At 45.9% G+C, this 24,006-nt stretch carries 22 protein-coding genes and 1 pseudogene; 8 read left to right on the top strand and 15 right to left on the bottom strand.

All coding sequences use genetic code 11. From position 1 onward, the window contains the following. Positions 1 to 54: 54 nt before the first annotated feature. On the top strand, positions 55 to 906 hold the full coding sequence (accD, locus tag OP864_RS02415) for an acetyl-CoA carboxylase, carboxyltransferase subunit beta (RefSeq protein WP_014373631.1): 852 nt from the start codon (positions 55 to 57) through the stop codon (positions 904 to 906). A gap of 330 nt (positions 907 to 1,236) precedes the next feature. Here the strand turns inward: accD and OP864_RS02420 are convergent, their stop codons facing one another. From OP864_RS02420 to OP864_RS02470, 10 genes and pseudogenes are all read right to left on the bottom strand, one after another. Continuing rightward, positions 1,237 to 2,673, bottom strand: a complete 1,437-nt coding sequence (locus OP864_RS02420; RefSeq protein ID WP_270099712.1) for a RapZ C-terminal domain-containing protein — start codon at positions 2,671 to 2,673, stop codon at positions 1,237 to 1,239. 36 nt (positions 2,674 to 2,709) lie between these two features. Further along, positions 2,710 to 3,042 (bottom strand): DUF7793 family protein, encoded by a 333-nt coding sequence (locus OP864_RS02425; protein ID WP_432423426.1) that lies wholly within the window; start codon positions 3,040 to 3,042, stop codon positions 2,710 to 2,712. A gap of 57 nt (positions 3,043 to 3,099) precedes the next feature. Then, positions 3,100 to 3,483, bottom strand: a complete 384-nt coding sequence (locus OP864_RS02430; protein WP_270099714.1) for a DUF7793 family protein — start codon at positions 3,481 to 3,483, stop codon at positions 3,100 to 3,102. Between the two features lie 5 nt (positions 3,484 to 3,488). Beyond that, on the bottom strand, positions 3,489 to 3,872 hold the full coding sequence (locus OP864_RS02435; protein ID WP_270099715.1) for a DUF7793 family protein: 384 nt from the start codon (positions 3,870 to 3,872) through the stop codon (positions 3,489 to 3,491). Further along, positions 3,869 to 4,264, bottom strand: a complete 396-nt coding sequence (locus tag OP864_RS02440) for a DUF7793 family protein (RefSeq protein WP_270099716.1) — start codon at positions 4,262 to 4,264, stop codon at positions 3,869 to 3,871. Before OP864_RS02440 ends, OP864_RS02435 begins: the two co-directional genes overlap by 4 nt. Positions 4,265 to 4,352: 88 nt before the next feature. After that, positions 4,353 to 4,739 carry a DUF7793 family protein gene (locus OP864_RS02445; protein ID WP_270099717.1) on the bottom strand — a complete coding sequence of 129 codons (387 nt, stop codon included), beginning with the start codon at positions 4,737 to 4,739 and terminating at the stop codon, positions 4,353 to 4,355. Positions 4,740 to 4,858: 119 nt separating this feature from the next. Then, positions 4,859 to 6,742: pseudogene (locus OP864_RS02455) on the bottom strand (acetate--CoA ligase). Between the two features lie 880 nt (positions 6,743 to 7,622). Next, entirely contained in the window at positions 7,623 to 8,558 is a 936-nt protein-coding gene (locus OP864_RS02460; protein WP_270099466.1) for an IS5 family transposase, read from the bottom strand. Between the two features lie 130 nt (positions 8,559 to 8,688). Next, a complete protein-coding gene (locus OP864_RS02465; RefSeq protein WP_270099720.1) occupies positions 8,689 to 9,318 on the bottom strand; it encodes a hypothetical protein in 630 nt (209 codons plus the stop codon). A 6-nt stretch (positions 9,319 to 9,324) separates the two neighbouring features. Then, on the bottom strand, positions 9,325 to 10,842 hold the full coding sequence (locus tag OP864_RS02470; RefSeq protein WP_270099721.1) for a hypothetical protein: 1,518 nt from the start codon (positions 10,840 to 10,842) through the stop codon (positions 9,325 to 9,327). 1,130 nt (positions 10,843 to 11,972) lie between these two features. On the opposite strand from OP864_RS02470, the gene OP864_RS02475 reads away from it, so the two are divergent. After that, the gene (locus tag OP864_RS02475) at positions 11,973 to 12,977 is read left to right on the top strand and encodes a hypothetical protein (RefSeq protein ID WP_270099722.1); all 1,005 of its coding nucleotides are present in this window, start codon (positions 11,973 to 11,975) and stop codon (positions 12,975 to 12,977) included. A gap of 359 nt (positions 12,978 to 13,336) precedes the next feature. Here OP864_RS02475 and OP864_RS02480 read toward each other — a convergent pair whose 3' ends face one another. Both OP864_RS02480 and OP864_RS02485 read right to left on the bottom strand, forming a co-directional pair. Continuing rightward, a complete protein-coding gene (locus OP864_RS02480; protein ID WP_270099723.1) occupies positions 13,337 to 14,350 on the bottom strand; it encodes a quinone oxidoreductase family protein in 1,014 nt (337 codons plus the stop codon). 155 nt (positions 14,351 to 14,505) lie between these two features. Continuing rightward, complete coding sequence (locus OP864_RS02485) at positions 14,506 to 15,303, bottom strand: C40 family peptidase (protein ID WP_270099724.1); 798 nt, start codon at positions 15,301 to 15,303, stop codon at positions 14,506 to 14,508. A gap of 165 nt (positions 15,304 to 15,468) precedes the next feature. Between OP864_RS02485 and OP864_RS02490 the strand changes: the two genes are divergently transcribed. The 6 genes from OP864_RS02490 (at position 15,469) to OP864_RS02515 (ending at position 19,585) form a co-directional block, all read left to right on the top strand. Then, a complete protein-coding gene (locus OP864_RS02490; RefSeq protein WP_270099725.1) occupies positions 15,469 to 16,329 on the top strand; it encodes a hypothetical protein in 861 nt (286 codons plus the stop codon). Between the two features lie 103 nt (positions 16,330 to 16,432). Further along, complete coding sequence (locus OP864_RS02495; protein ID WP_270099726.1) at positions 16,433 to 16,759, top strand: cysteine-rich CWC family protein; 327 nt, start codon at positions 16,433 to 16,435, stop codon at positions 16,757 to 16,759. Positions 16,760 to 16,770: 11 nt separating this feature from the next. Continuing rightward, positions 16,771 to 17,316, top strand: a complete 546-nt coding sequence (locus OP864_RS02500; RefSeq protein WP_014373676.1) for a hypothetical protein — start codon at positions 16,771 to 16,773, stop codon at positions 17,314 to 17,316. An 82-nt stretch (positions 17,317 to 17,398) separates the two neighbouring features. Beyond that, complete coding sequence (locus tag OP864_RS02505) at positions 17,399 to 17,863, top strand: Fur family transcriptional regulator (RefSeq protein WP_014373677.1); 465 nt, start codon at positions 17,399 to 17,401, stop codon at positions 17,861 to 17,863. 6 nt (positions 17,864 to 17,869) lie between these two features. Further along, on the top strand, positions 17,870 to 18,220 hold the full coding sequence (locus OP864_RS02510; RefSeq protein ID WP_014373678.1) for an STAS domain-containing protein: 351 nt from the start codon (positions 17,870 to 17,872) through the stop codon (positions 18,218 to 18,220). A gap of 96 nt (positions 18,221 to 18,316) precedes the next feature. After that, positions 18,317 to 19,585, top strand: a complete 1,269-nt coding sequence (locus OP864_RS02515) for an adenylosuccinate synthase (RefSeq protein WP_270099727.1) — start codon at positions 18,317 to 18,319, stop codon at positions 19,583 to 19,585. 488 nt (positions 19,586 to 20,073) lie between these two features. Here OP864_RS02515 and OP864_RS02520 read toward each other — a convergent pair whose 3' ends face one another. From OP864_RS02520 to OP864_RS02530, 3 genes are all read right to left on the bottom strand, one after another. After that, a complete protein-coding gene (locus tag OP864_RS02520) occupies positions 20,074 to 21,696 on the bottom strand; it encodes a S26 family signal peptidase (protein WP_270099728.1) in 1,623 nt (540 codons plus the stop codon). A gap of 35 nt (positions 21,697 to 21,731) precedes the next feature. Beyond that, entirely contained in the window at positions 21,732 to 22,475 is a 744-nt protein-coding gene (locus OP864_RS02525; protein ID WP_270099729.1) for a polyprenol monophosphomannose synthase, read from the bottom strand. 189 nt (positions 22,476 to 22,664) lie between these two features. After that, positions 22,665 to 23,882 (bottom strand): RsmB/NOP family class I SAM-dependent RNA methyltransferase, encoded by a 1,218-nt coding sequence (locus OP864_RS02530; protein WP_270099730.1) that lies wholly within the window; start codon positions 23,880 to 23,882, stop codon positions 22,665 to 22,667. Between the last annotated feature and the right edge of the window lie 124 nt (positions 23,883 to 24,006).

Genomic DNA, 24,006 nt, shown 5'->3' on the forward strand with positions numbered 1-24,006 from the left:
TGCACCACAGATCATCCAAAACCATCGGCCCGACCGAAGAAAAATGAATTGCCTATGAGTTGGTTTAAAAGAGACAATAAAGGTATTACTACCTCTACCCGAGAAAAGAAAGAAGCCCCAGAAGGTATTTGGCACCAATGCGGAAAATGCCAACACCGGGTTACCGTAAAAGACCTTAGAGAAAATCTCTATGTTTGCCCTAGCTGTAATCATCATGAACGCCTAGGCTCTGGCGACTACTTTGAACTCTTCTTTGATGATGGAAAATACAAGGAGCTATTTGATAATATCGCCGCTGTAGATTCTATCAACTTTGTAGACCTTAAACCCTATACCGAACGCCTAGAAGCCGCCCGCAAAAAAACAGGCCTAGTCGATGCCCTTAGCGTAGCCAAGGGAAAGGTCCAAAAAAATGACCTCGTTATTGCCGCTATGGATTTCTCTTTTATTGGAGGTTCTATGGGCGCTGTAACTGGAGAAAAAATTGCCAAGGCAATTGATTACTGTATCAAACACCGTTGCGCTTTCATGATTATCTCTAAGTCTGGTGGCGCCCGCATGATGGAATCAGCATTTTCTCTCATGCAAATGGCCAAAGTATCAGCCAAACTTACTCAATTAGCCGATGCCCGCCTGCCCTACCTTTCTTTTATGACCGACCCCACCACTGGAGGCGTTACTGCTTCTTTTGCTATGTTGGGCGACTTTAATTTCTCAGAACCCGGCGCCCTGATTGGCTTTGCCGGCCCCCGTATCGTTAAAGAAACCATTAAGGTTAAGGAATTGCCCGAAGGCTTCCAGAGAGCAGAGTCTCTTCTCCATAATGGCTTCCTCGATTTTATTGTGGAACGCAAAGACCTTAAAGATAAGGTGGGCGATATCCTTACCCTCTTTAAAAAAATCTAATCGCTTAGCGAAAAGATGATGAAAAGCCGCATACTCTAACAGAAAGTATGCGGCTTTTCTATTTGGCCCTATTTGCAGCGGACAGGCGGCGAAGCCGCCGCAGGCCACAACAAGGCCTTTAGGCCGCAGTTCGACGACCGAAGGGAGTAACCGATGTGCAGCGGACAGGCGGCGAAGCCGCCGCAGGCCTAGCGATGTGAAAGGGGGCGGCGAAAGCCGCAGACCCAGCCAGCTTGCTGGCGCAGGGCCGAGCAGACCTGCGAGCCCTGAAACGTAGCGCCGACGAGCGAAGCGAGGCGGAGGCCCCAAAACACCTTAAAAACAAACCGCCTATTTTGGCCAATGAGGACGTTCTCGATGCTGCAAACGAAGGTCGAGTTCTGGACCAAAACGACTTTGCAAAAACTGCCGCAAACGCTCGGCAGAATAGACCGAGCGATGTTGGCCGCCCGTGCAACCAAAATGAACTCCTAAGTCGGAATGTCCACGATCCAGATACTTTTGTATGGCCCGCTCAATAATGGGGAAAATCTGCGCTAAGAACTGCTCGATTTCGCCATCTTCTACCAAAAAGAGTTTAACCTCCTCATCTAGGCCCGTTTTCTTCTTGTAGGGAGCATAGCGGCCAGGATTATGGATAAATCGGCAATCGAAGATAAAGCCCGCTCCATGTCCGCCCGTGGGGTCCTCGGGCAAGCCTCTTTTATAGGAAAAAGAAGAAATATGCAGACGGAGCGCCTGTTCTTTGGGCTTGGGCAGCTGCTCTTTTGGCTGCCGAATGAGGGCCTTGAGCAAGCGATTGAGCTCTGGCAAAGGCAACAAATCTTGCTCGAGCAACCAGCGAATATTTTCGAGTGCAAAGGGTATACTGGCCAAAAAATGCCCCTTCTTTTGGTAATGCCCCTTAAAGCCATAAGCGCCCAACACCTGCAAACTACGCAAGAGCACAAAGCCCAAATAATAGCGCTCAAACTCTTGGCGGTCCCAATGCGGCTCTCGCGCTTTGAGCGCCTGAAAATAGGCCTGCTGCAAACGCTGACGGTCTTTATTCGAGAGCTGCGCCTTGGCCTGAAAAAGCAAAGATACCAAATCGTATTGCAAAGGACCACGGCGGCCACCCTGATAATCAATAAAATAAGGCTGCTCCTCTTTGATCATGATGTTCCTAGCCTGAAAATCTCGAAACATGAAATAGTTGGCGGGAGCTTGGGCCAGAAAATCGACCAAGCGCTCAAAATCCTGCTCTAAAGCTTCGGCTTCAAAAGGGAGTTTGGCGGGTAACAAATACCAATACTTAAACGACTGGCAATCCCATTGCATAGATTGCTTGTCAAAGTCGGCCTTGGGATAGGCCAAGCTATAATCTATTTTCTTATGGCCCTCTAGCTGCATATCGAGCAAGGCAATCAGGGCATTTTTATAGTAGTTGTAAAAACGATCGGGAAAATGCCCCTCGCCATTTTTGCGGGCCTCTTCTAGGCTTTGAAGCAAGGTGTTGGGGCCCAAATCCTCTATTAAGTAGCAGTTTTGCGGCAAGGATTGGCCCAGTAGTTTGGGTACAGGCAAGGCCAAATCCAGAAAACTTTGGGTAAAAGAGACAAAAGCTAAGTTCTCTTCTTCTGCGGGGTTTTCGACCCCTAGCGCTTGGCCATTGGGCGAAGAAAGACGATAGTATTTTCGGTCGGAGCCAGAAAGAGGCAGTGCTTGAATGTGCTGGGCCGCCTCGCCAAAATGCTCCTGATAAAGCTCGAGTATAGTTTGATTCATAGTAGATATTGTTCTGCGACAAAACTACTAAAAAAACTAGTTTTTTGGAGCTATCGCCCCCTGTTCTACTAACCAAGCCATGGCATCTGCTTCAGAGCTGAATATCTTGTTGGGGTAAGCGGGTCGATTAAAGCTAATAAATATATTTGCGATCATTGCTGTTAAAGCACTTCCTACAAGAATTGCAGCAGCGGCTACATCCCCATGTTCTGCCAGATATTTTCTTACGGCTGTGCTAGAAGACTTTAATTGGCGACTATCGGATAGGTAGTAGATATTCTTTCCAAAATGTTGATGTACCGTTTGAATATGCTCTTTTATATCTTCTACTGCTGTAACATAAGGAACAACAACCGTTGACTTAATCATATTATCTGACAATTGTATAACCTCTGCTAAGTTTGTTCTGACCCTTTTCATTAGCTTTTATTTTTTAGGCGCATTAGCCCCCTGCTCTACCAGCCAAGCTATAGCTTTTGTCTCATCCTTAAAGACTTTAGTTGGGTATAAGGGCCGGCTAAAACTAACAAACATATTGGCCAGCATAGCTGTTGTTCCATTTTTAACTAGAACCGCTATTGCTTTAATCTCTTTTTGATTGGCTAAATATTGACGGACCTCTAAGGTGGTAGAAAGAAGACTACGAGGATCTGAGAGATAATAATGATCTATTCCAAAATGTTCTTCTATCTCCTCTACATGCCTCTGTACAAGCTTAATATCTGTTGCTTTTTTCAATACTGTTGTAACCTTAATAAGGTTTTCAGATAGTTGCTCTACTTTGCCTAAAGGAGTCATTATCATATTCATACACTTTATTTTTTTGGGGCCTCGGCCCCTTGCTCTACCAACCAAGCAATCGCATCTGCTTCCTCTTTAAAAAGTTTTGTTGGATAGGGAGGCCGACTAAAAGATATAAATAGGTTGCTAAACATAATTGTTGTACTATTTATAGCTAATATAGCTGCTGCTTTTGCCCTGCTGTGCTTAGCCAAATATTTTCGAACTTCTAAGTTCGCATGCTTTACAAGACGTGTATCGGATAGATAATATAAACCCTCTCCATATTCAGCTCTTAATAACCGAATATGTTCTTTCACAACTTCTAAATCATTTACTTTATCTAGTAGAGTAACTGACTTAACTAGGTTATCCGACAATTGGTAAGCTTCTCCTAATGGAGTAACTACTTTTTTCATCTCTGCATATTTTTTGGCGCCTCTGCCCCTTGCTCTACCAACCAAGCTATGGCCTTTTTCTCATCCCGAAAAATTCGAGTAGGGTAAAGGGGTTTACTAAAACTCATGTACATATTGCCTAGCATTTTGGATAAACCTCCTCCCACAATAATAGCTGCCGCCGCTGCCCCAGAATAATCCCGCAAGTACTCTCGGGCTTCTCTAGAGGCCGACTTTAGCAGGCGAATGTCCGTAATATAATATTTTTTTAGCCCAAATGTCTCATGACAAAGCCGAATATGCTCTCGCACTAGCGCTATATCATTGGCTTTTGTTCTATAATAGACCTCTTTCATCAAATTTGGACTCAAGGCCCATACTCTCGCTAAGTCTGTGTTTACCTCCTTTTTCATAAATCTAGGCGCTTGTTGGTACTAATACAAAGACAAATGGATACTCCCGAAAGTTCAAGTATTTCCCTAGAAAGACAAAGCCATCCCCCTACTCAGAATACAAGATTCCCCCTTGTTCTTCCAACCACTTTAATGCCGCCGATTCTTTCTGAAAGGCTTTGGCTACATAGGGGGGGCGACTGATATTTATAAATAGATTACTCACCATCTTCGATAGACCACTATTCACCAATACGGCCACAGCGGTAACTGTAGAGTGCTCCTTCATATACTCTCTCACCTCTCTGCTCATAGACTTCAATTTGCGAATGTCACTCAGGCAATACCCCCCTACTCCAAAGATCTCCTGCCCCTTCTGAACATGCCCCTTGACCATATTGACATCCTTTACCTCGGGTACTAAATAAACCTCCTTGGCGATATTTGGCCCTAATTGAAGTAGATAGCCTACTTCTGTATCTATTTTTTTTGTCATAGCTATTCCTTATTAAAAATCTGTTTGCTTTTAGAAGCGCCTACTAAGATGCTATTTTTTTTTTAGAAAAACATCTATTTATCTGACAAAAAAGCCCCTTTCTTAGGGGCTTTTATACTCTAGCGATAGGCCTGTATCTTGGCCTGAAGTTCAGGAATAACCGCAGGATCATCTATTGTCGAGGGCATTTTGTAGGGCCGCTGATCTACTAAATCACGTAACAAGCGACGCAAGGTCTTACCCGACCGCGTCTTGGGCAAACGCTCTACGGGCAAAATCTCTTTCAAAGAAGCTACCGCCCCAATCTTGGCCCGCACCAACTGAACCAACTCTTTCTCCAAAACCGATTCCGCTCTCCCCTCTTGGCCCTGCCAAACGACAAAAGCCATCGGCAATTGCCCCTTGAGCTCACATGCCCGTCCAATGACCGCCACTTCTGCTACCGCAGGATGAGCCACCAATACTTCTTCCATCTCTGCCGTAGACAAACGATGACCCGCCACATTGATGACATCATCTACACGGCCCGTAATGAAGTAGTAGCCCTCTTCATCTATATAAGCGCCATCTCCAGTACTGTAGTAGCCCTCAAACTAACTAAAATAACTCTTCTTAAACCGTTCTGAGTTCTCCCACAACCCCATCAAACAACCCGGAGGCAAGGGGGTACGTATACTCAATAATCCCTCGGCGTTCGCTGGCAATACCTGCCCCTCCTCATCCAATATATCAAAGGCAAAACCACAAACTGGCCTGCCCGCAGAGCCCGCCTTAATGGGCAAGAGCTCATGCCCCGCCATATTGGCCAACATCGGCCAGCCCGACTCCGTCTGCCACCAATGATCTATAACAGGCTTCTGCAATTGCCCCTGCAACCACTCCAATGTAGCCGCATCACATCGCTCTCCTGCCAAAAACTGAAACCGCAAGGAAGATAAGTCATGCTTCTTGATCCACGCCCCCTCAGGATCCTCTTTACGTATCGCCCGTATGGCCGTGGGCGCAGTAAACATCACCGATACTTTGTATTCTTCTATGACCCGCCAAAAGGTCCGCGCATCTGGCGTCCGAATCGGCTTGCCCTCAAATAATACGGTCGTGTTCCGATGCAATAATGGCCCATATACAATATAACTATGCCCCACGACCCAGCCAATGTCACTAGCCGCCCAAAATACTTCCCCAGGCTTCAATCCATAAATATGCTGCATACTAAAGTGCAAGACGGTCGCATAACCCCCCGTGTCCCGAACGACCCCCTTGGGCGTTCCCGTCGTTCCCGAGGTGTACAGAATGTAAGAAGGATGTGTAGACTTCAGCATCACCGGCCCTACAGGCTCCGCCTTGAGCAATTCCTCAAAATCAACGTCATAATCCCGCTCCGGATGCTCTACCCCCAACCGTCTGTTATATAATACCACCTTCTCGGGCGGAAATTCCGCCTCCTCTAAGGCCGCATCTACCAATACTTTATAAGGAATGATTTTCTCTATCTCTATTCCCGCAGAAGCCGTAATCAATACCTTGGGCTTGCAGTCGTCTATCCGTATCGCTAACTCATGGGCCGCAAATCCACCAAATACTACCGAATGCGTGACCCCCAAACGCGCACAGGCCAACATGGCCACCACTGCCTGAGGGATCATGGGCATATATATGACCGCCCGATCTCCTGGCTCTAAACCCAATTCTCGCAATCCACCAGCAAAAGCCGCTACCAAATCCCGCAATTCATTATAACTATACTTTGCCTTGCTCTGACTCACCGGCGAATCATAAATTAAGGCCGTATCCTCCCCATATCCATCCGCAATATGCTTGTCCAAACAAAGCTCCGAAAGATTCAACTCCCCATCTCCAAACCATTGCGGATAATCCCCACTTTCATCCAATATCTTTTCCGGAAACTTATGCCAAGCAATTCGCTGCGCTTGCGCTTTCCAAAATTCTTGCGGCTGCTCTATACTCCAATTATAGAGCGATTCATAGGTCTTCTCAGGCATAATCTAGGCTTTTTTTAGCGATGTATATAAATATCTATATAATAGTACTCAATTTTACTCAAGTCTGCAAAATTATTAGGTAATTTAGATCACATCTAAAACATTATTGGCCCATCCGCCCCCTTTTCCATAGAATAAAATAGGCTATACGCTTTTTCTTTTTTTTGGGGCCTGCCGCCTGCGGCAGCCGGGCCCTTACAGGGCTCGCAGGTCTGCTCGGCCCTGCTCCAGCAAGCTGGCTAGGTCTGCCGCTGCGCGGCACCCTTGCAGGCCCCTAGGCCAAGTCGCTTCGCTCCTTTGCGGCGGCTTCGCCGCCTGCTCGCTGTGGCTGCAGGTTGAAACCAGCAGCCAATTTAGGTGCAGCAGAGCCCGCTCCTGACCAACAATTGGCCTGCAGCTTAAAAGCCGCAGGACCTGAAAACCAAATATATCCTTCCCACAAACAAAGCAGGGGCTTTTAAGCCGCTGCGGCGAGAAAGACCAAAGCCCAACAAGAATGGCTGCGGCCTTTAGGCTGCAGATAGCGGCAAAGCCGCCATGGCCGAAGGCCAAACGGCCACAACAAGCCCTTTAGGGCGTCTTCGACGACCAACGGGAGTAACCGATGTGCAGGGGTGGACCCAGCGGGCGCAGCCCGCGCAGGGCCGAGCGAACAGCGAGCTGCCGAACGTAGCGCCCGCCGAAGGCGGGAGGCCCCATGATTTTGAATGAAGTAAATTAGGTTACTAATAGTTAATGAGTTCTACATAAGGAAGAATTACAAAACCCTAAAATCTTATCACGTCAAATACTATATGATACCAAAAAAAGAAATCGCTTAAATTTTTTATCTGTCCCTGATCTAACGAGTATTCTTCGGCCTTGTCGCATAAATCGTAATTTACTGATTAGCAGCAACTTCTAGCTTGACGGCATTAAGCTCATTTAAAATTTGAATACGCATCAGCACTTCTTGTTTCTGCATTTTGAAGCTGATCGAAGAGAGCCGTTCAGAGAAAAAGTGCTTGAGTCGCATCATTGCCGTTTCGCTTAAATTTCGACGATGATAGCCTAAATCTTGTTTCCAAGCAGCCGCTCCTAACTCCCAGATATATAAAATATCATCATTGCGATAACTATCGACTAGCTCTCCATTTTTTCCTTTTTTTAGGCGAGCATTTTTACGTGGGGGAATCAATGGAACCGCCCCAGCATCACAAATTGCTTCTCGACATTTTGTTTGGTCATAGGCGCCATCTGCATAAACTTGCTTAATATTAAATGGCTTCAATTTTTTTATCATTTTGAGGAGTTGAGAAGCATCGGTTTTTTGCTCTGTGGTAATCTCTACAACCAGGATTTCTCCTGTTTTGTCATTTACGGCCAAATGTACTTTAATCCAGCCAGAACGGTACTTTTCGGTATGTTTTATTCTCCGCCATTCTCCCTGTCCTTTTATTTTTAGTCCTGTACTATCTATTGCTATAGACAGCTCGTCATCCGTTTTTTTAGGCTTAATATTCAGCTTTAGTTTTTTGACTCTACGGCATATTTGGCTGTAAGATATTGGATTGACATCCAAATTATATTCGGAAACAACGCATTTTAGAATACCTTCTAATTGTCGGTATCCAAACGAAAAAAGCACTTTTAAGCGGAATAAATAGCGAATAAATTCATCAGAAATTGTTTTAGGTCTGCCGCGTTTTGGGCGCTTAGCGATGAAGTTTTTGCTTGCCAAAGGCGGGAACCAAACATTAAAAATAAACTCCCCTTGGGCGGTATAAAATCTGTTGGTTAGTGCGTAATTCTGTAAGGTTTTTTCTACATTTGTCATGGGACAGCTCGAGGTTTTATTGTTCGTCGAAAAAACTTAAATCTACGGGGCTTGTCCCTTTTTTTATGCCTAATTCGCAAGGTTTTTTGTAATTAACTGATTTGAAGGGTTTTATTTATGCAACAAGGCCCTATTCTTCCAAAGAAATTTCTCTCCTATAATGAACATGACCTATTTCATCATAATGCATCTCATCTGTATCAATAATTACTACATCTTTCAATATTTTAATTTTTTGCACTCTTCTAATAACTAAATCTACATCCTTAAAATTTTGTTCAATAATTTGCGCTAAATTTAATTTAGGTATTCCTGCTTTAAAAGTATAAGTAACTATAGAGTCTTTATTGACTATCAGAACACTCTGGCCAAAATAACTATGATCATATAAATCTCGTGCTTCTCTAACGCCTATAACATTACCATTAAAATAATACTTATCATTAATTACCCCCCCATTATCTTCTTCATTTTCTATGTATTCACCCCCTTCAATTGTTTTTCTTATAAAAACATCCTTCACAGCTCTATTTGCTGTAAAACATTTCAATAAAAAAGAATCTTCAGTTTCGTTAACGCAACAATAACTATCCCTCCCTTCAATAGATTTTCCTACTTGCAAAGCGCCCAAATCAAACCGCTCAAGATAATAATCACAAGTTTCAGGCGGTGCTATAATTGTATCTCTTTCTGTGGCCTCTTCTAAATTAACCGCACAGTTATAAGAAACCATAACCAATATTAGACAAAGAAATCTCATATTTTATTACTTTTTATTCTTACTCTTTAACCTAATTAAATCAATATCTCCTTTATGAATTTTATAATAATTCTTCCCCGACACTTCAAAATCACCTCCAGGCTTTAATTTTATCACATTAACTGTTTTAGTATTTATTGCTGGCCCAGAAGGAGTTGGTGATGCCCACCCCCATAGCCCTAACCCTTCAAAGCAATGAGGGCATGACTTATATGTTGTAATCTTTTCACTCACTCCATTTCCATAATGAGATGCGTCTAAGCTGTTAGGACTGTATTGTAATTTCCCTCCCAACCAATAGCTCCCAAAAATATCTCCTGAGGGGCTCCAACTCCTATTGGCATATACATCAGCCTGAAACCTATTAGCAAGCTTTTGTACAAAAACATCTCCTCTCCCTAACGCCCCAGATGTACCTGGGTCATTGGCTCCTGCATTACATGCTAGAATAACAACTGTACTTATATCTTTAGCTAACTCTTTAGCTATTGGAGCCAAAACAGTATTCGTTCTAGACCCTATATTGCCTGCGTCAACTATCTGATCACCTATACGGAAACTATTTGTCGATCTATAACCGTGGCTATCAATGTATAAAATCCCTACTTCTGCATCATATTTTGATTTTAAGTTTTTAATTTTAGCCGCCGCATCTTTCACTCCTTTAGCCTCTACTACATAAAAATTAGTTTCATTAGCCCAAATAGTCCACCCATTATTATTCTCAACATCTTTGGCTGAATTATATGATGAAACAAGTGCTTTATCAGGAACAGTTTTGCCATTTTCTTTCTTGGTCCTGTGTGTATTTGTTATATATATATTTATCCTTTTTTTAGGAGGATCACCTCCACCATTAGCCACTTCTGCCACATAACTCCTCGCAAAGGAGGTAGAGCTAATTTCCGTTGATACAGTAGCTTTATAAGACTCTTCTTTTTCTTTTTTCGGATAGCTCACACTTGCCCCAGAAGCATCCGTATAATAAATCGGATTTCCATCAAAGGTATTATAGGGCGATTGATGTGGGAAGGTAATAGGGTCCGCAGACCACCAGCGCCCTATCCGCCCATCTAGCTCTCTAAAGTAAGTAGTATGGTGCCCTGAGCCAATTTCTGGGCTTTTGCGCATTCCGTTATGGCCATATTCTGGAGGAATAGCCCCAGGAAAGTTCCGGCCAGGCATTTCCCAACCGTAGGCATAAGCATCTGTAGCCGATAATACATCTGCAAGATAGTAAGTCGCTACCGTTAAGTCTCTTCCCATTGGAAGCTTAATATCGCTAATTTCCATCCGCAAATCTCCTCGGAAATTGCTTAGCGCATAACGATGATAGCCTCTTTCATTTTGATACTGTACTGGAGCTGCGCTATCTATATCACTATAAAACGCTATGCCTTCTCTTCTCAATGTCGCCACGCCTAGTTCTTGCGTACGCAAATAAACTGCTGTAGAGATTTCTGTCGTCACTGTTGAGTAGGGCGTCCAAGCGGGTTTGGCTTCATACTCATAAGTAGCTTCCAATGCCCCTTCTATTTCAAAGAACGAGAGCTAAAGATACTATTTTTTATCTTTTTTTGGGGCCTGCCGCCAAAGGCGGCCGGGCTGTTTCGCAGCTCGCTGTTCGCTCGGCCCTTCGGCGCTTTCAGCGCCTTGGTCTGGCCTAACGGCCACTGCTGCCCATCCCTAGGCCTGCGGCGGCTTCGCCGCCTGCTAGCTGTGGCTGCAGGTTGAAACCAGCAGCCAATTTAGGAACAGCAGAGCTAGCTCCTTAGCAACAATTGGCCTGCAGCTTAAAAGCCGCAGGACCTGAAAACCGAATGCATTCGCCTATCTCCAATGAAGCAGGGGCTTTTAAGCTCCTGCGGCAAGAAATTTCAAGGCCCCTTGGATTGGCTGCGGCCTTTAGGCTGCAGGATATTTGGCCCCAAAATACAAGCGTTTTCCATATTTCGATTCTAAGCGCCTATCTCTAAACTGTAGTAGGGTCGGTCCAGAAAAAAAAGATAGGGCATTATAGATACTCCCCCAGCTAATTGTAAACTGCAGATTAGCTGGGGGAATTGTTTCTGCCCATTCTGCAATTGCAGATTAACTCTGAACAACTGTATCTAGCCATTCTGCAAATGCAGATTAGCTGGGGGAATTGTTTCTGCCCATTCTGCAACTGCAGATTAGCTCTGAACAACTGTATCTAGCCATTCTGCAAATGCAGATTAGCTCTGAACAACTGTATCTAGCCATTCTGCAATTGCAAATTAGCTCTGAACAACTGTATCTGGCCATTCTGCAACTGCAAATTAGCTGGGGGACTTGTTTCTGGCCGTTCTGCAACTGCAGATTAACGCTGAACAACTGTTTCTGCTCATTATGTATCTGCAGAGTGAGGCTGGCGCCAAGCCCAGGCTATTTGTAAACTGCAGATTAGCACTAAACATTAGCTTTTTCTCTGCTGTCATTCAGCTCTTGCCCCAAAACAACTGTTCTATTATAGTACAGTACTAAATTTAGTTGATCAACTACAAAAAACAGGTCTACGTAAACAGCAAATGTTAAAAAGTTATATTTTTTTGGCAAAAGGCTTGACATTTTAAAAGTATATCCCTAGTTTTATAACGTAATTATTTCATTGACCCCATTTAAACACAAAACTTATGGGATATAGAGAAGACTGGAGCAAGATTGAGAACTTCGTCAATAGCTCTACAGAAAAAAGCTTGAAGAAAATGTACCTCATGTCTACGGACCACATTCACAAGCTCATTGCAGAGGCCCCGAATGATGCGGTCATTCAAGACATCTTGACCTTTGTGCAGCCCGCCTATAGCAACTTTGTTCGGCAGTATCGAGCAAAAACGCTCCAAATCAATGCTTATCGTCTAAATACGCTTGATTTTAAGTCAAAATTAAATCTCCTTTCTAGCGATAAAATCCGGCAATGGGATGTAGAGATTCAGATGACTTATGATGCTAAAAGCAATCAGTATCAATCTTTACTGCCTAATGCTCGCGCCCCTTTTCAGAAAGGAGCTTATGAAATGCGTATTGAAGCTGTAATGAGCTTAGGAGAAGCGCTTAGCTTGGACCCGCAACTAGGGACATTGGGCGGAGATATCCTTGCTTTTGGGCAGCAGCTAGAGCTTTTGCGCCAAGAACAGCAAGGGAATGAAGGCCAAAAAAGCATTTATTCAGCCAGCCTAGAGGCCTTGCGTAAGGAATTGGCCACCGTACTCTTTGGGGCCTTTGGTCGCCTAATTGGGCACTACTATAGAGAACTGCACAGAGTGACCAACTTCTACGAACTGAAGTATTTCCGTCGCCGCCCAAGCAGCAGCAACAACAATAGCGAGGAAGAAGAAAACTACGACCTCTTTGAATTTGATCTTGCCCCCCAAAGCCGAGTCGTCAAGCTAGAGGGCTTGCTTGCAGGTGGAGAAACGATTCGCCTACAGCTACTAGAAGGAGACAGCCTTCAGTATTATACTGTAGCTAATTCGGCAGATACTCCCGATCAAGTTTATCGTCTAACTAACGGCCAAAATGCTCGCCTACAGCTACCGCTTGGGCATCGCCTCTTGGTCTTGGAGAATTCCGAAAACAGCTCTGCTAAGGTAGAAGTTGAAGTTTTGGAAGATGATGAAGCCCCTATAGCTAACTAACAAACAGAGGTTTATCATTACTTCTACTCTCCCCTCTCTGCGAGGGGATTTTTATTTTCTGCCTGCTCCAAAACGGCAGTACCGCCCGCTTTAGGCCTTACAAATAAGCATAAATCGGCTGTTTTTTGCCCAGCCTTTTTTATGGGCCAGGCGGGCATTGGCCCAGCGCTGCGGAGCGGGTGGCCGAAGGCCAGACCGAGCTTTTTGAGCAAAGCGAAAAAAGCGAAGGGCCGAGCGAACAGCGAGCCCCGCAGCATAGCGGCGGCCGACCTAGGCGAAGCCTAGTCGGCCGCGGGCCCCCAAAAAAAAAGAAGCTACCTTTCGATAACTTCTTCTATTTCCTACTTAAAGGGATTCCCTTAATCCGTCATTTTTAAGACCAATTTGCCAAACTGCTGGCCTTTGTCCATACAATCAAAGGCTTTTTGCGCTTGGGCCAAAGGCCAAACCTGCTCGACCAAAGGTTTGATTTTGTGCTCTTCTACCCAAGCAATCATCTGGGCAAAATCCTCATCGCTGCCCATAGTGCTGCCCATAATATCGAGCTGTTTCCAGAACATCTTTTGGGGATTGATTTGGAATTTGCCTCGGGTTCCCCCATAAAAAACGATCCGTGCAGCAGGGCGGGCCAAATCGACAAAATAGCTAAAGTCGGGACCGCCAGCACTATCAATAATCAAATCAAAACCAGCGGGATCTTGGGCCAATAGGGCCTTATGCCATTGCTCTTGCTTATAAGAAATGCCGTTTAGGGCGCCCATTTCCTTGGCCTTTTCGATCTTCTCGGCCTGTCCAGAGCTCACCCAAATATCAATGCCCAAGGGCTGGGCCAATTGCAGGGCCGTTAGGGCCACGCCCCCACCAATACCCGAAATAAATAGGCGTTCGCCCGCCTGCAGACGGCCTCGGCTAAAGAGCGCCCGATAGGCCGTTAGTCCAGCCAAAGGCAGGGCCGCCGCCTCCTCGGCAGAAAGATGAGCGGGCCGCAAAAACAGGCGATCTTGGGGGACCAACAGATATTCGGCAAAGCTGCCATGCTGCGGCATGCCCAAGATGCTATAGTTTTTGGCTTGTACGGCTTGCTCTTCGCCCCAATTTTGGTTGGGATTGACAATAACCTTCTGGCCCAGCCATTTTTTATCGGCCTGCGGACCCAATTCCACCACCTCGCCACTAGCATCCGAGCCCAAGATGATCCCTTCTCGAACGCCAGGATAGAGGCCTTGGGTAATATATAAATCGCGGTGATTGAGCGCAGCCGCCTCCACCTTAATCAATACCTGATCGGCTTGGGGGCTAGGCTTTTCAATTTGGCGATAAACAGCGGGAGATTTTTTTTGGTCCAAGACCATTGCATACATCTTGCTCATCATTCTATAGATTTAGGGCCTTTTGTGCAGCAGGGCAAAAACTACTGTACATCTAGCCATGAACTAATCATTTAGGCTCTCTAAGCTATAAAAACATTTGAGTTGGGCCAAGTTTGGACAAAAAAAAGCCGCTCTCTAGGCGAGAGCGGCTTTTTGCTTTATTTTTCGGCCAGCGGAGCAGCTTGATTTTCTGCCCCAATAGGATCAATTACATTTCTAGCGAAGAGAATCTTCTTTTTCCAATAAGAAGACTTGCTTACATTTTCGATCATGATACCGTGGCGGGGGCCATTCGCATGAATCACGGTAATTCCTTCGGCGGTATTACTTAGGATAAGGCCAACATGAGTGACCATTCCGCCCTTGCCATAACGGCTAAAAAAGAGGAGGTCGCCTACCTTTGCATCCTTAAGATCTACATGTTTTCCCTGTTTAGCTTGATAGCGAGAGCCGGGAGAGATTTCGATTCCGAACAGGCGCATCACATAAGAAGTATAGCCAGAGCAGTCGAAAGCATTGGGGCCTTTGGCGGCATAAACATAGGGACGGCCCAGATATTTTTTGGCGGCGGCGGTAATTTCGGAGCGAATCAAAATTCGCTTTTCTAGGGTCAGCTCCCCTTGAAATTTGACGGGAACGGGCGGATAAACCGCTTGGCGCATCTTGGCCAACTTCGCTTTGCGTTTAGCCTTAGCTTTTGCTTGGCGTTTGCGTTCGATCAGGGACTTCATGCCCGTGATATCCGATTGTTCGATTTGGGCTTTTTCTAGTTCTAGGGCTTGGATGACCTTAACTTTCTCGGCGAAGGTAGCCATGGTAGCGGCCAATTGTTCGGCCTGGGCCTTTTCCTCTGCCAATTGCTCTTGTTGCATGCGAATATATTGGTCGCCGACGATCAGTAGCGTCATATAGAGCAAAAAAATCTGAAAGATCTCTACCTTAGATATGGAATTCATATATTTTATTCTTCTGTTCGGCCTCTCTTTTGGCTTAAACTTTAAAGCCATTTGTTTAAGGAGGCTTGAACGCGATCAAAAATCTTTTTTCATATAAAGCGGCTGCAAATGTATTCATTTTGGCCCAAAAACCAAAAGAATCTCCTTTATTGAAGGCTTAAGCTTATGAAATTTAACAGTTTAGGAACTTTCTGCCTTATTTTATCTTTAGTTTTGCTCGTTAATTGGGCCAAGGCACAAAACAAAACGGAGCGTCCGATTACCTACTCTAAAGTTTGTTTTTACACCATAAAAAAGCAAGGATTTGAGCGTTTTATGGAGGTGGTCGAGGCCGTCCAAAAAGGCAAAGAGCGCAAAGTGCAGGCGCAGATTCGCAAAATGCTGCGTGATTTGCGCAAATTTGACAGTAAAAAGACCGATCGTAGTTTTGAGCTTTGGTATCAGGCCAACTACAGTGATTTTGAGCAGCAGTTGGCCGTTGTGCGGCAATCTACCATTAAGTCATTAGAGATTTACAGGGCCAGATGGCGGCGCAATCAGTGTCATTATTTTGATCATACGGCCTTTTTGATGCAAGTATTGGCCTTTGAGAGCGAGCGTTTTTATCCGGACTATTGGTTTATGGGGCAAGAGCGTTACTTTTCAGAGACCTTAGTCCGTAGGGTTCGAGCGGCGGCGGCCAAAGACCTACCGCCTATTTTTGAGCATTCGGATTTGCACAAAGAATTTGCGCCTATGTCTGCCCTACAAGCCTGGGAATTGGACCAGATGAAGCGGTACTTGCAGATTGGTCCATATGGAGAGGATCCTGGGGGAATTGGTCAAAAGCCGCTTATTCCCTACTCCTACGGCATCATTCTGCGGCCAGAGGCCAGTTATATATTAGAGCAAGTTGTTTTTGATGATCGCAGTTTGGACCTGGACCTCAATCGGCAGTTGCGGGCTTTGCAGCGTTTCTTAAAAAGCTGCCGAGCTGGAGAAATCTACCTTTTACTTCGCTTTGAGGAGCGGCCTTTTCGGCCTTAGGGGATAATTTTCTTGGCGGTTGGCACAAAAAAGCCGATTTTTGGCCCATTGCGTCTAGCAGGGCTCGGCCGAAGGCCAGGGCAGCCCCAAAAAAGAAAACAAAATGAAAACAGAATGTCCAAGCTGTCACAAAAACTTTGAGTGCCAGCCAGAAAACATCAGCAATTGCCAGTGTGTGGACCTAGTTATTGGGCCTGCTTTGAGGGCTCATTTGGCCAAGAGCAAAAAAAGCTGTTACTGTGCTGCCTGCTTGCGAGAACTGAATACAATTTGCGAGCAGGCCGCTAGAGAGCCCCTGCCTCAGAAGGCCCATGAATTTGTAGAAGGCAAGCACTTTTATAAGGAAAATGGCCTTTGGATATTTAGTAAATACTACCTCATTCAGCGGGGATATTGTTGTGGCAACGGCTGCAAACACTGCCCCTACTAAACGATAGAAAAATGGCGTTTTGGAACAATGCTTTTGGTGCCGTAGACGAGGTGCTGCCCGAATTTAAGAGCCTGCCCGAGGGCATTGGCTACCTAATGGGAAGAGTGCGAAGCATGAGTGATAGTTTGGCCGACAGCCAGGTTTATGTAGATAAACGCTGGCTAGAAGTGCGGGATGATCTTGATTTTCAGGAGTCGGTTTTGCATGTCTTTAAGGAAGGGGGCAATTATTTACGCATCTTGGATGGCGATATTGCCAGTGGCAGTTGGGAGGCCAGTTTGGGCGGCCTGATCATTAAGTTTGGGGGCAAGCATGAGCTCTATGAACTGGTCTTTTTGGACCTTGACTTTTTCATTTTGAAAAAGCATGGGCAGCAGGGCCCCAAGGGCGGACGTCCCTACTTTGTTTTGGCCCGAGAGGGGCGAGCAAAAGGGCGAGAATGGCCCGAGCTTTTAGAGCTGCTTTTTCAAGACTACAAAAGCGAATCCTCTTATTTTCAATGGGTTTTTGTGCTTTTCGTCCTCATTTTGGGCATCCTACTCTACTCCATTTTGTAGATGTCACAAAAACTATTGTGGCTAAGCCCTGTTATCCATTTAAAATTCCCTATTTTAGGCCGTTAAATCAACCGCCAAAGTTATGTCAGAAAACAAAACGCAAAACACCATAGACGAAGTAAGTAAAATCTTCTCTACCTATTTAGTAAAGAATGGCCTACGCAAAACCCCCGAACGCTTTGCCATTTTGGAAGAAATCTATAAGCGCAACGATCATTTTGATGCAGAAGCGTTATATATCCATATGAAAACCCAGAACTATCGGGTGAGCCGAGCTACCGTCTACAACACACTAGAGCTTTTGGTCGCCTGTGATTTGGTGCGCAAGCATCAATTTGGAAAAAACCTAGCTCAGTATGAAAAGGCCTATGGCTTTAAGCAGCATGATCATGCCGTTTGTATTGAGACTGGAGAAGTCTTTGAATTTTGTGATCCCCGTATTCAGCAAATCAAGGAGTTGGTAGCCGAAATGCTCGACTTCGAAATTACTCACCACTCGCTAACCTTCTATGGTTATAGCAAAGAAGGCCGCGAAAAAAAGAAATAGGGCCCAATGACTTTTCAATTAGAACAACAAGATGAAATTTGCATCTTGGAACTGGATGACCTTTGGAATCCAGAAGAAAACCAGTCGATTATTCAGGAAGTAGAACGCCTAATTGCTCAGGGGCAACGCCTGTTTCTCATTGATTTGGGGCAGATGCAATTTATGAACTCTTCTGGACTCGCTTTTTTAATTAGCATCCTCACCCGTGCCCGCTCTGCCGGTGGAGAATTGGCCCTTTGCCGGATCTCACCAAAAATTGAGCAGCTCCTACTCATGACTCGTCTGCGCTCTACCTTTGAGGTGGCCGACAGCCGAGAAGAGGCCCTGAACATTTTGCAAGCCTTAACAAAGAACTAAAACCTAATCTTTAGCCGCTTTTCAAAAGTTGTTTTTATTTTTGTGCGCCAAAAGTAGATTCCATCTACATTTTTTGCTACACAAAATTTTGCAACTATGGTTGATGTTCTGTTGGGACTCCAATGGGGAGATGAGGGAAAAGGTAAGGTCGTGGATTATTTAGCTCGGCAATACGATATTGTCGCTCGCTTTCAAGGAGGCCCCAATGCTGGGCACACTTTGGTCCTAGACGGCCAAAAATTTGTACTGCACACCATCCCTTCTGGGATTTTTAGACCTCAGGTGCTCAACCTGATTGGTAATGGCGTAGTGATTGACCCCACTACCCTGATTAAAGAAATGGAAAGTATTGCTGCCGCTGTCCCAACTTTTGGGGAGCGGCTTTTTATTGCCAAAAAAGCTCAGCTGATCCTGCCCTCGCATCGCTTGCTCGATGCCGTAATGGAAGCCGCCAAGGGCGAGGGTAAAATTGGCTCTACCCTCAGAGGAATTGGCCCCACTTATACCGATAAAATAGCTCGCCGTGGGCTGCGCATGGGCGATATTCTGCTCCCTAACTTTAAGGCCCGCTATGAAGAACTCAAAGCAGAGCATTTGAAAATGGCCCAAATTTACCCTGCTGTAGATTTTGATTTGGCGGGACAAGAAGCCGACTTTTTTGCCGCTGTAGAAACCCTCAAGGGCCATCAATTGGTAGATGGCGAGTACTTTATCAATAAGCAGTTGGCCCAAGGCAAAAAGGTTTTGGCCGAGGGGGCCCAAGGCTCTATGCTCGATATTGATTTTGGCACTTATCCCTTTGTCACTTCTTCCAATACCATTAGCGCCGGGGTTTGCAACGGCCTAGGCGTGGCCCCACAAAAGATTGGGGAGGTGATTGGCATTACCAAAGCCTATTGCACCCGCGTAGGTAGCGGCCCCTTCCCTTCTGAGCTCTTTGGCGAAGAAGGCGAAAATCTTCGCCAAGCGGGTGGAGAGTTTGGCGCGACTACGGGCCGTCCCCGCCGTTGCGGTTGGCTCGATTTGCCGCAGCTCAAATATACCATTATGTTGAGTGGCGTGACCCAATTGGTCATTACTAAGGTAGATGTCCTGAACGAAATGGAAGAACTCAAAGTGGCTACGGCCTATAATTATGGGGGCCAAAAAAGCCAAGAATTGCCGCATGATTTGGTCCTTGAAGACATTAGTTTGGACTATCGCAGCTATGCGGGTTGGAAAAGCAGCCTCAAGGGCATTCAAAAGTTTGAGGACTTTCCGCAAAAGCTACAGGATTACATTCATAGCCTAGAAACAGAGCTAGGCGTACCGATGAAAATGATCTCTACTGGTCCAGAGCGAGAAGCGTTGATTATTAGAGATTAGGATTTTCTTTTTTTGGGGCTGCCCCTTCCGCTAGGTTAAAACCCAGCGCAAAGCGGCATCGCTTTGCGAAGCGATACAAAATGAGGGTTGAAACCCTCATGAATGATCGGGCGGGTCGGGCCATTTCGCAGCTCGCTGTTCGCTCGGCCCTGCAGCGCTTTCAGCGCTTTGGTCTGCCGCCTTCGGCGGCCCTGCTACAGCCCCTCAGCCGATGCTGTAGGTAGAAACCTACAGCAAGGAAGGCCCAAACCTAAAGGTTTGGGCCTTTTATTTTGGACCAAGATCTGCGTCCTACAGGCCCGAAGGGCCGCAGGCTGAGGGATGGTAGGGGGTGGCCGAAGGCCAGACCGAAGCCGCCGCAGGCGGCTGAAGGGCCGAGCGAACAGCGAGCCCCCGCACAGCCCGACCCGAGCGAAGCGAGTGGGCAGCCCCAAAAAAGCCCCTCTACAACAAACTGCAGAAGGGCTTAAAAAATGTAAGCTTACTTTTTATTGGGCGGCATTTTTCAAAATGCGGTCAAAACGGATCCCTTTGGGGCCAATAGACATCCAGACAAAGAGCGGCTTGCCCACAATATGGGTAGCGGGCACAAAGCCCCAAGAGCGAGAATCGGCAGAATCGTCGCGATTGTCTCCCATCATCCAGTAGTAATCCATTTCAAAGGTATAGCTATTGGTGGTTTGGCCATCAATAATAATTTGGCCATCGCGGATCAGTAGATCGTGGCCTTCATAGGCCGTAATCACTCTTTTGTAGAGATCGATATTATCCATGCTCAGATTCACGGTCTCGCCCTTTTTGGGGATCCAGATGGGGCCATAATTATGGTTATTCCAGGGGAAAAGCTCGCCATTGTAGGGGAAAATCCCTTGATTGTAGCCTGGGGCACCCACCACAGGGCGAATCTCCTTGAGAATTGGGGCCAACTGAGGATCTTGCAACATCTGCTCGACCACCAAAGGCGAAATATTTCTGAAATTGCTGGCTTTTCCGGGGCCAGACGGAATCGAAAGCGCATAATTATCATCTACATAACTCATATTGATGCTCTTATTATCTTGGGGCACCAACTCATAGCGATACTGCACGCCGGGGATAATATCGGGCTCTTGGCCATTGACAAATAGTCGGTTGGCACGGACCTCAATGCTATCGCCGGGCAGTCCCACACAGCGCTTAATATAGTGGTCGCGCTTATCTACAGGCCGGGTAACAATACGGTTTTTAAAGCGTTTGAGGACCTGCTGGCGGGTCGCCTCTCTTTGGGCTCTGGGCGTCCCTTTGAGAATATTATGATAATCGCTAGAATAATCTACCCCTTTGATAATCGTATCGCCTTCTGGGTAATTGAACACCACGGGGTCGTAGCGATTGACCTTTTGTAGGGCGGGAGCGCGATTATAGTCCCAACTGGGCCATTTCGAATAGCATTCGCCCCCCGTTATGGGCATCACATTATGCAAAAGGGGGAAAGAAAGTGGCGTCATGGGCAATCTAGAGCCATAATGCAGCTTACTCACAAAAAGGAAGTCTCCGACCAAAAGCGAGCCCTCCATCGATGGCGTGGGAATAGTGTAGGCCTCGATCAGGAAAAGGCGAATAAAGTGAGCGGCAAAAACCGCAAAAAGGATAGAGTCGGCCCATTCTCGGATAAAGGTCTTTTTGGGAAAAGGGCGTTCTTTTTCTAGCTTTCGGATAGCGGCTTGGTCCTTATTTTTAACGGCCATTTTATAGGCGGCCTTATACTCCTTTCGTTGTTGGTGGGCGGGGCCTTTATAGCTCAATTCATCTTTTTTGACAAAGCCCAGGTAGGGAAACCAAGCAAAGGGTGCTGCAATAGCCAAAACATTGTCCCAAAAGCCATATTTACCAAAGCTACGATTGAGCTCGATAGCCATAGCGGCCAGGGTAAAAATATTGACAATAGGGATAAAAAGCCAGATAATATGCCAGCTAGGGCGGCCCACAATTTTGGCCCAACTCAGGTAATTTAGAATGGGAACATAAGCTTTCCAGCCAGTTTCTCCAGCCTTTTCAAAAAGTTTAGAAATACCGGCAAAGGGCAGTAGGTAGCCCAAGATAAATACCGATAGGTAATAGAGGATATCCATATATAAGATTATGATTATTGTAGCAAAGAAAGTCCCTATTGACGGGCATAAGAATCGCGAAAGGCCTTAAAGCGCATACTCCAAACGCCCCAAAAGGCCTCGCTAAAGATCGCCGTGCTCATTTTGGAGGCGCCTTCTTCTCGGTCCTTAAAGGTAATGGGTACTTCTCGGAGTTTGAAGCCCAATTGCCAGGCGGCAAACTTCATTTCAATTTGGAAAGCATAGCCCTTAAAGCGAATTTTCTCAAAATCGAGTTGGGCCAGAAAATCTCGTTTGTAGCAAACAAAGCCAGCCGTAGCATCAGAAACGGGCATCCAAGTAATCAGGCGAACATAAATAGAGGCTCCTCTCGACATCAGGATGCGTTTGATGGGCCAATTGACTAATTTTCCGCCCCGAACATAGCGAGAGCCTACCGTTACGCCCACTCCCGCTTCTTGGCAAGCCTTGGCCAAACGAGGCAAATCTTTGGGATTATGCGAAAAATCGGCATCCATCTCAAAAATATATTGATAGTCTCGCTCCAAGGCCCATTTAAAGCCTGCGATATAAGCCGTTCCTAGCCCTTGTTTGCCTTTTCTTTGCAAGAGAAACAAGCGAGAAGCCACTTCTTTTTGTAATTCTTGTACTTTTTCGGCCGTACCATCTGGAGAGCCATCATCGACAACCAAAATATCAAAGGAGCAATCTGCGGGCAAAGCCAGCACTGCTCGAATAATATTCTCGATGTTTTCAATTTCGTTGTAGGTGGGTATAATCACCAAATTTTCACTTGCCAATTTGCTAGATTTTATTGAGATTTCGCTCTTTACGCAAAGTATATTTGGCCCAATGGGGATGAAGCAAATATATATAAGTTGTTTAACTTTTTTTGGACCTTATTAGCGCCTTAAGGTTTTTTAGTTTTTCCTTAAAAGCGCCCTAAAATAATGAAGTTGACCGAAAAAAGGCTTTTATCGCTTCAGAAATCAGCCTTTGCGCTGCAATAGCGCCATGTAAAAGCCATCTTCTGGCCCACGATCTGGCCCTAAATGCTGCTCTTTGAGCAATTCGAACTCTTGACCATCGGGGCTTTTCAAAAAGCGCTGGACCTGCCACTCATTTTCTGAAGGCAAAATGCTGCAGGTGGCATAGAGCAACTGCCCTCCAGGCTTACACAAAAGCGAATATTCTCTTAAAATATGCGCCTGAGTAGCCTGTATTTCTTCCAAAAACTCCGGCTTGATGATCCATTTTGTTTGTGGATTTCGACGCAATACGCCCAAGCCAGAACAAGGTACATCCAAAACCAAATAATCGGCAAGGTTGTAATAGGCTGGCGAAAAACGCCCCGAGGCAGGAATTTTCTCTGTTTTAATGATGCTTACTCCCGCTCTTTTGGCCCGCTTTCGCAGCTCTTTGAGCTTATGCTCAGAGAGGTCCATAGACAATATTTCTCCCCGATTTTTCATCAAGGCGGCTAGGTGCAAACTCTTTCCCCCCGCCCCAGCGCAAGCATCTACCAAATAACGGCCCGCCAGCGGCTTAAGAAAATGAGCCAGTTGCTGAGAAGCATAATCCTGCACCTCAAACCAACCCTCTTCATAAGATTTTAAATGGGTAAATTTTCGATTTTGGCCCAATACCAAAGCTTCTCGATCGCCTAAAAGCTCTACAGGCAAGCCCTCTTTGCGCAAACGATGCAATACCTTTTGCCGAGGCGCCTTGAGGCTATTGCTTCGCAAAACCACATCGGCAGAGCTATTGAGGGCAGGCAGCAATTTGGCCCAGCGCTCCTCCCCCACTTCCTCCAAGGCACGCTCCTCCAACCAATCCGGAATAGACTCCCGAATTGCTCGATTTTCTACTGCTACACGATGCCGACGCCAGATTTCTAGACTATCCAATCCCTGCATTTCTGGCCAATCTTCTGGCGGCTGATGCCCTTGCAACAACCAAGCAGTTTTTAGCATCAGCCACCAATCGGCTTCGGTTTCTGGCGGCCGCTCCAAGGCTACCTCATAATACAAACGATACCAGCGGATGAGCTCATAAATTTGCTCGGCCACAAAACGGCGGTCACGGCTGCCCCATTTCTTATTGCTCCGCAAAAGCTGCTGTATGCTGCGGTGCGCATGGGCTCCCTCTTGCAAAATGGCGCGGGCAGTTTGCCAAATTGGGGGAATCAGATTCTTATAAAATCGCAAGACTTTTCTATTTTTTGGGGCCTCCCGCAGCAAGCTGCGGGCGCTAGTTTAATTCATGAGGGTTTTAACCCTCATTCATATATGATCGCAAAGCGATGCCACAGTTGCTGTGGGTTTTAACCTA

This window comes from Saprospira grandis, from assembly GCF_027594745.1.
In the GTDB taxonomy this organism is placed as follows: domain Bacteria; phylum Bacteroidota; class Bacteroidia; order Chitinophagales; family Saprospiraceae; genus Saprospira; species Saprospira grandis.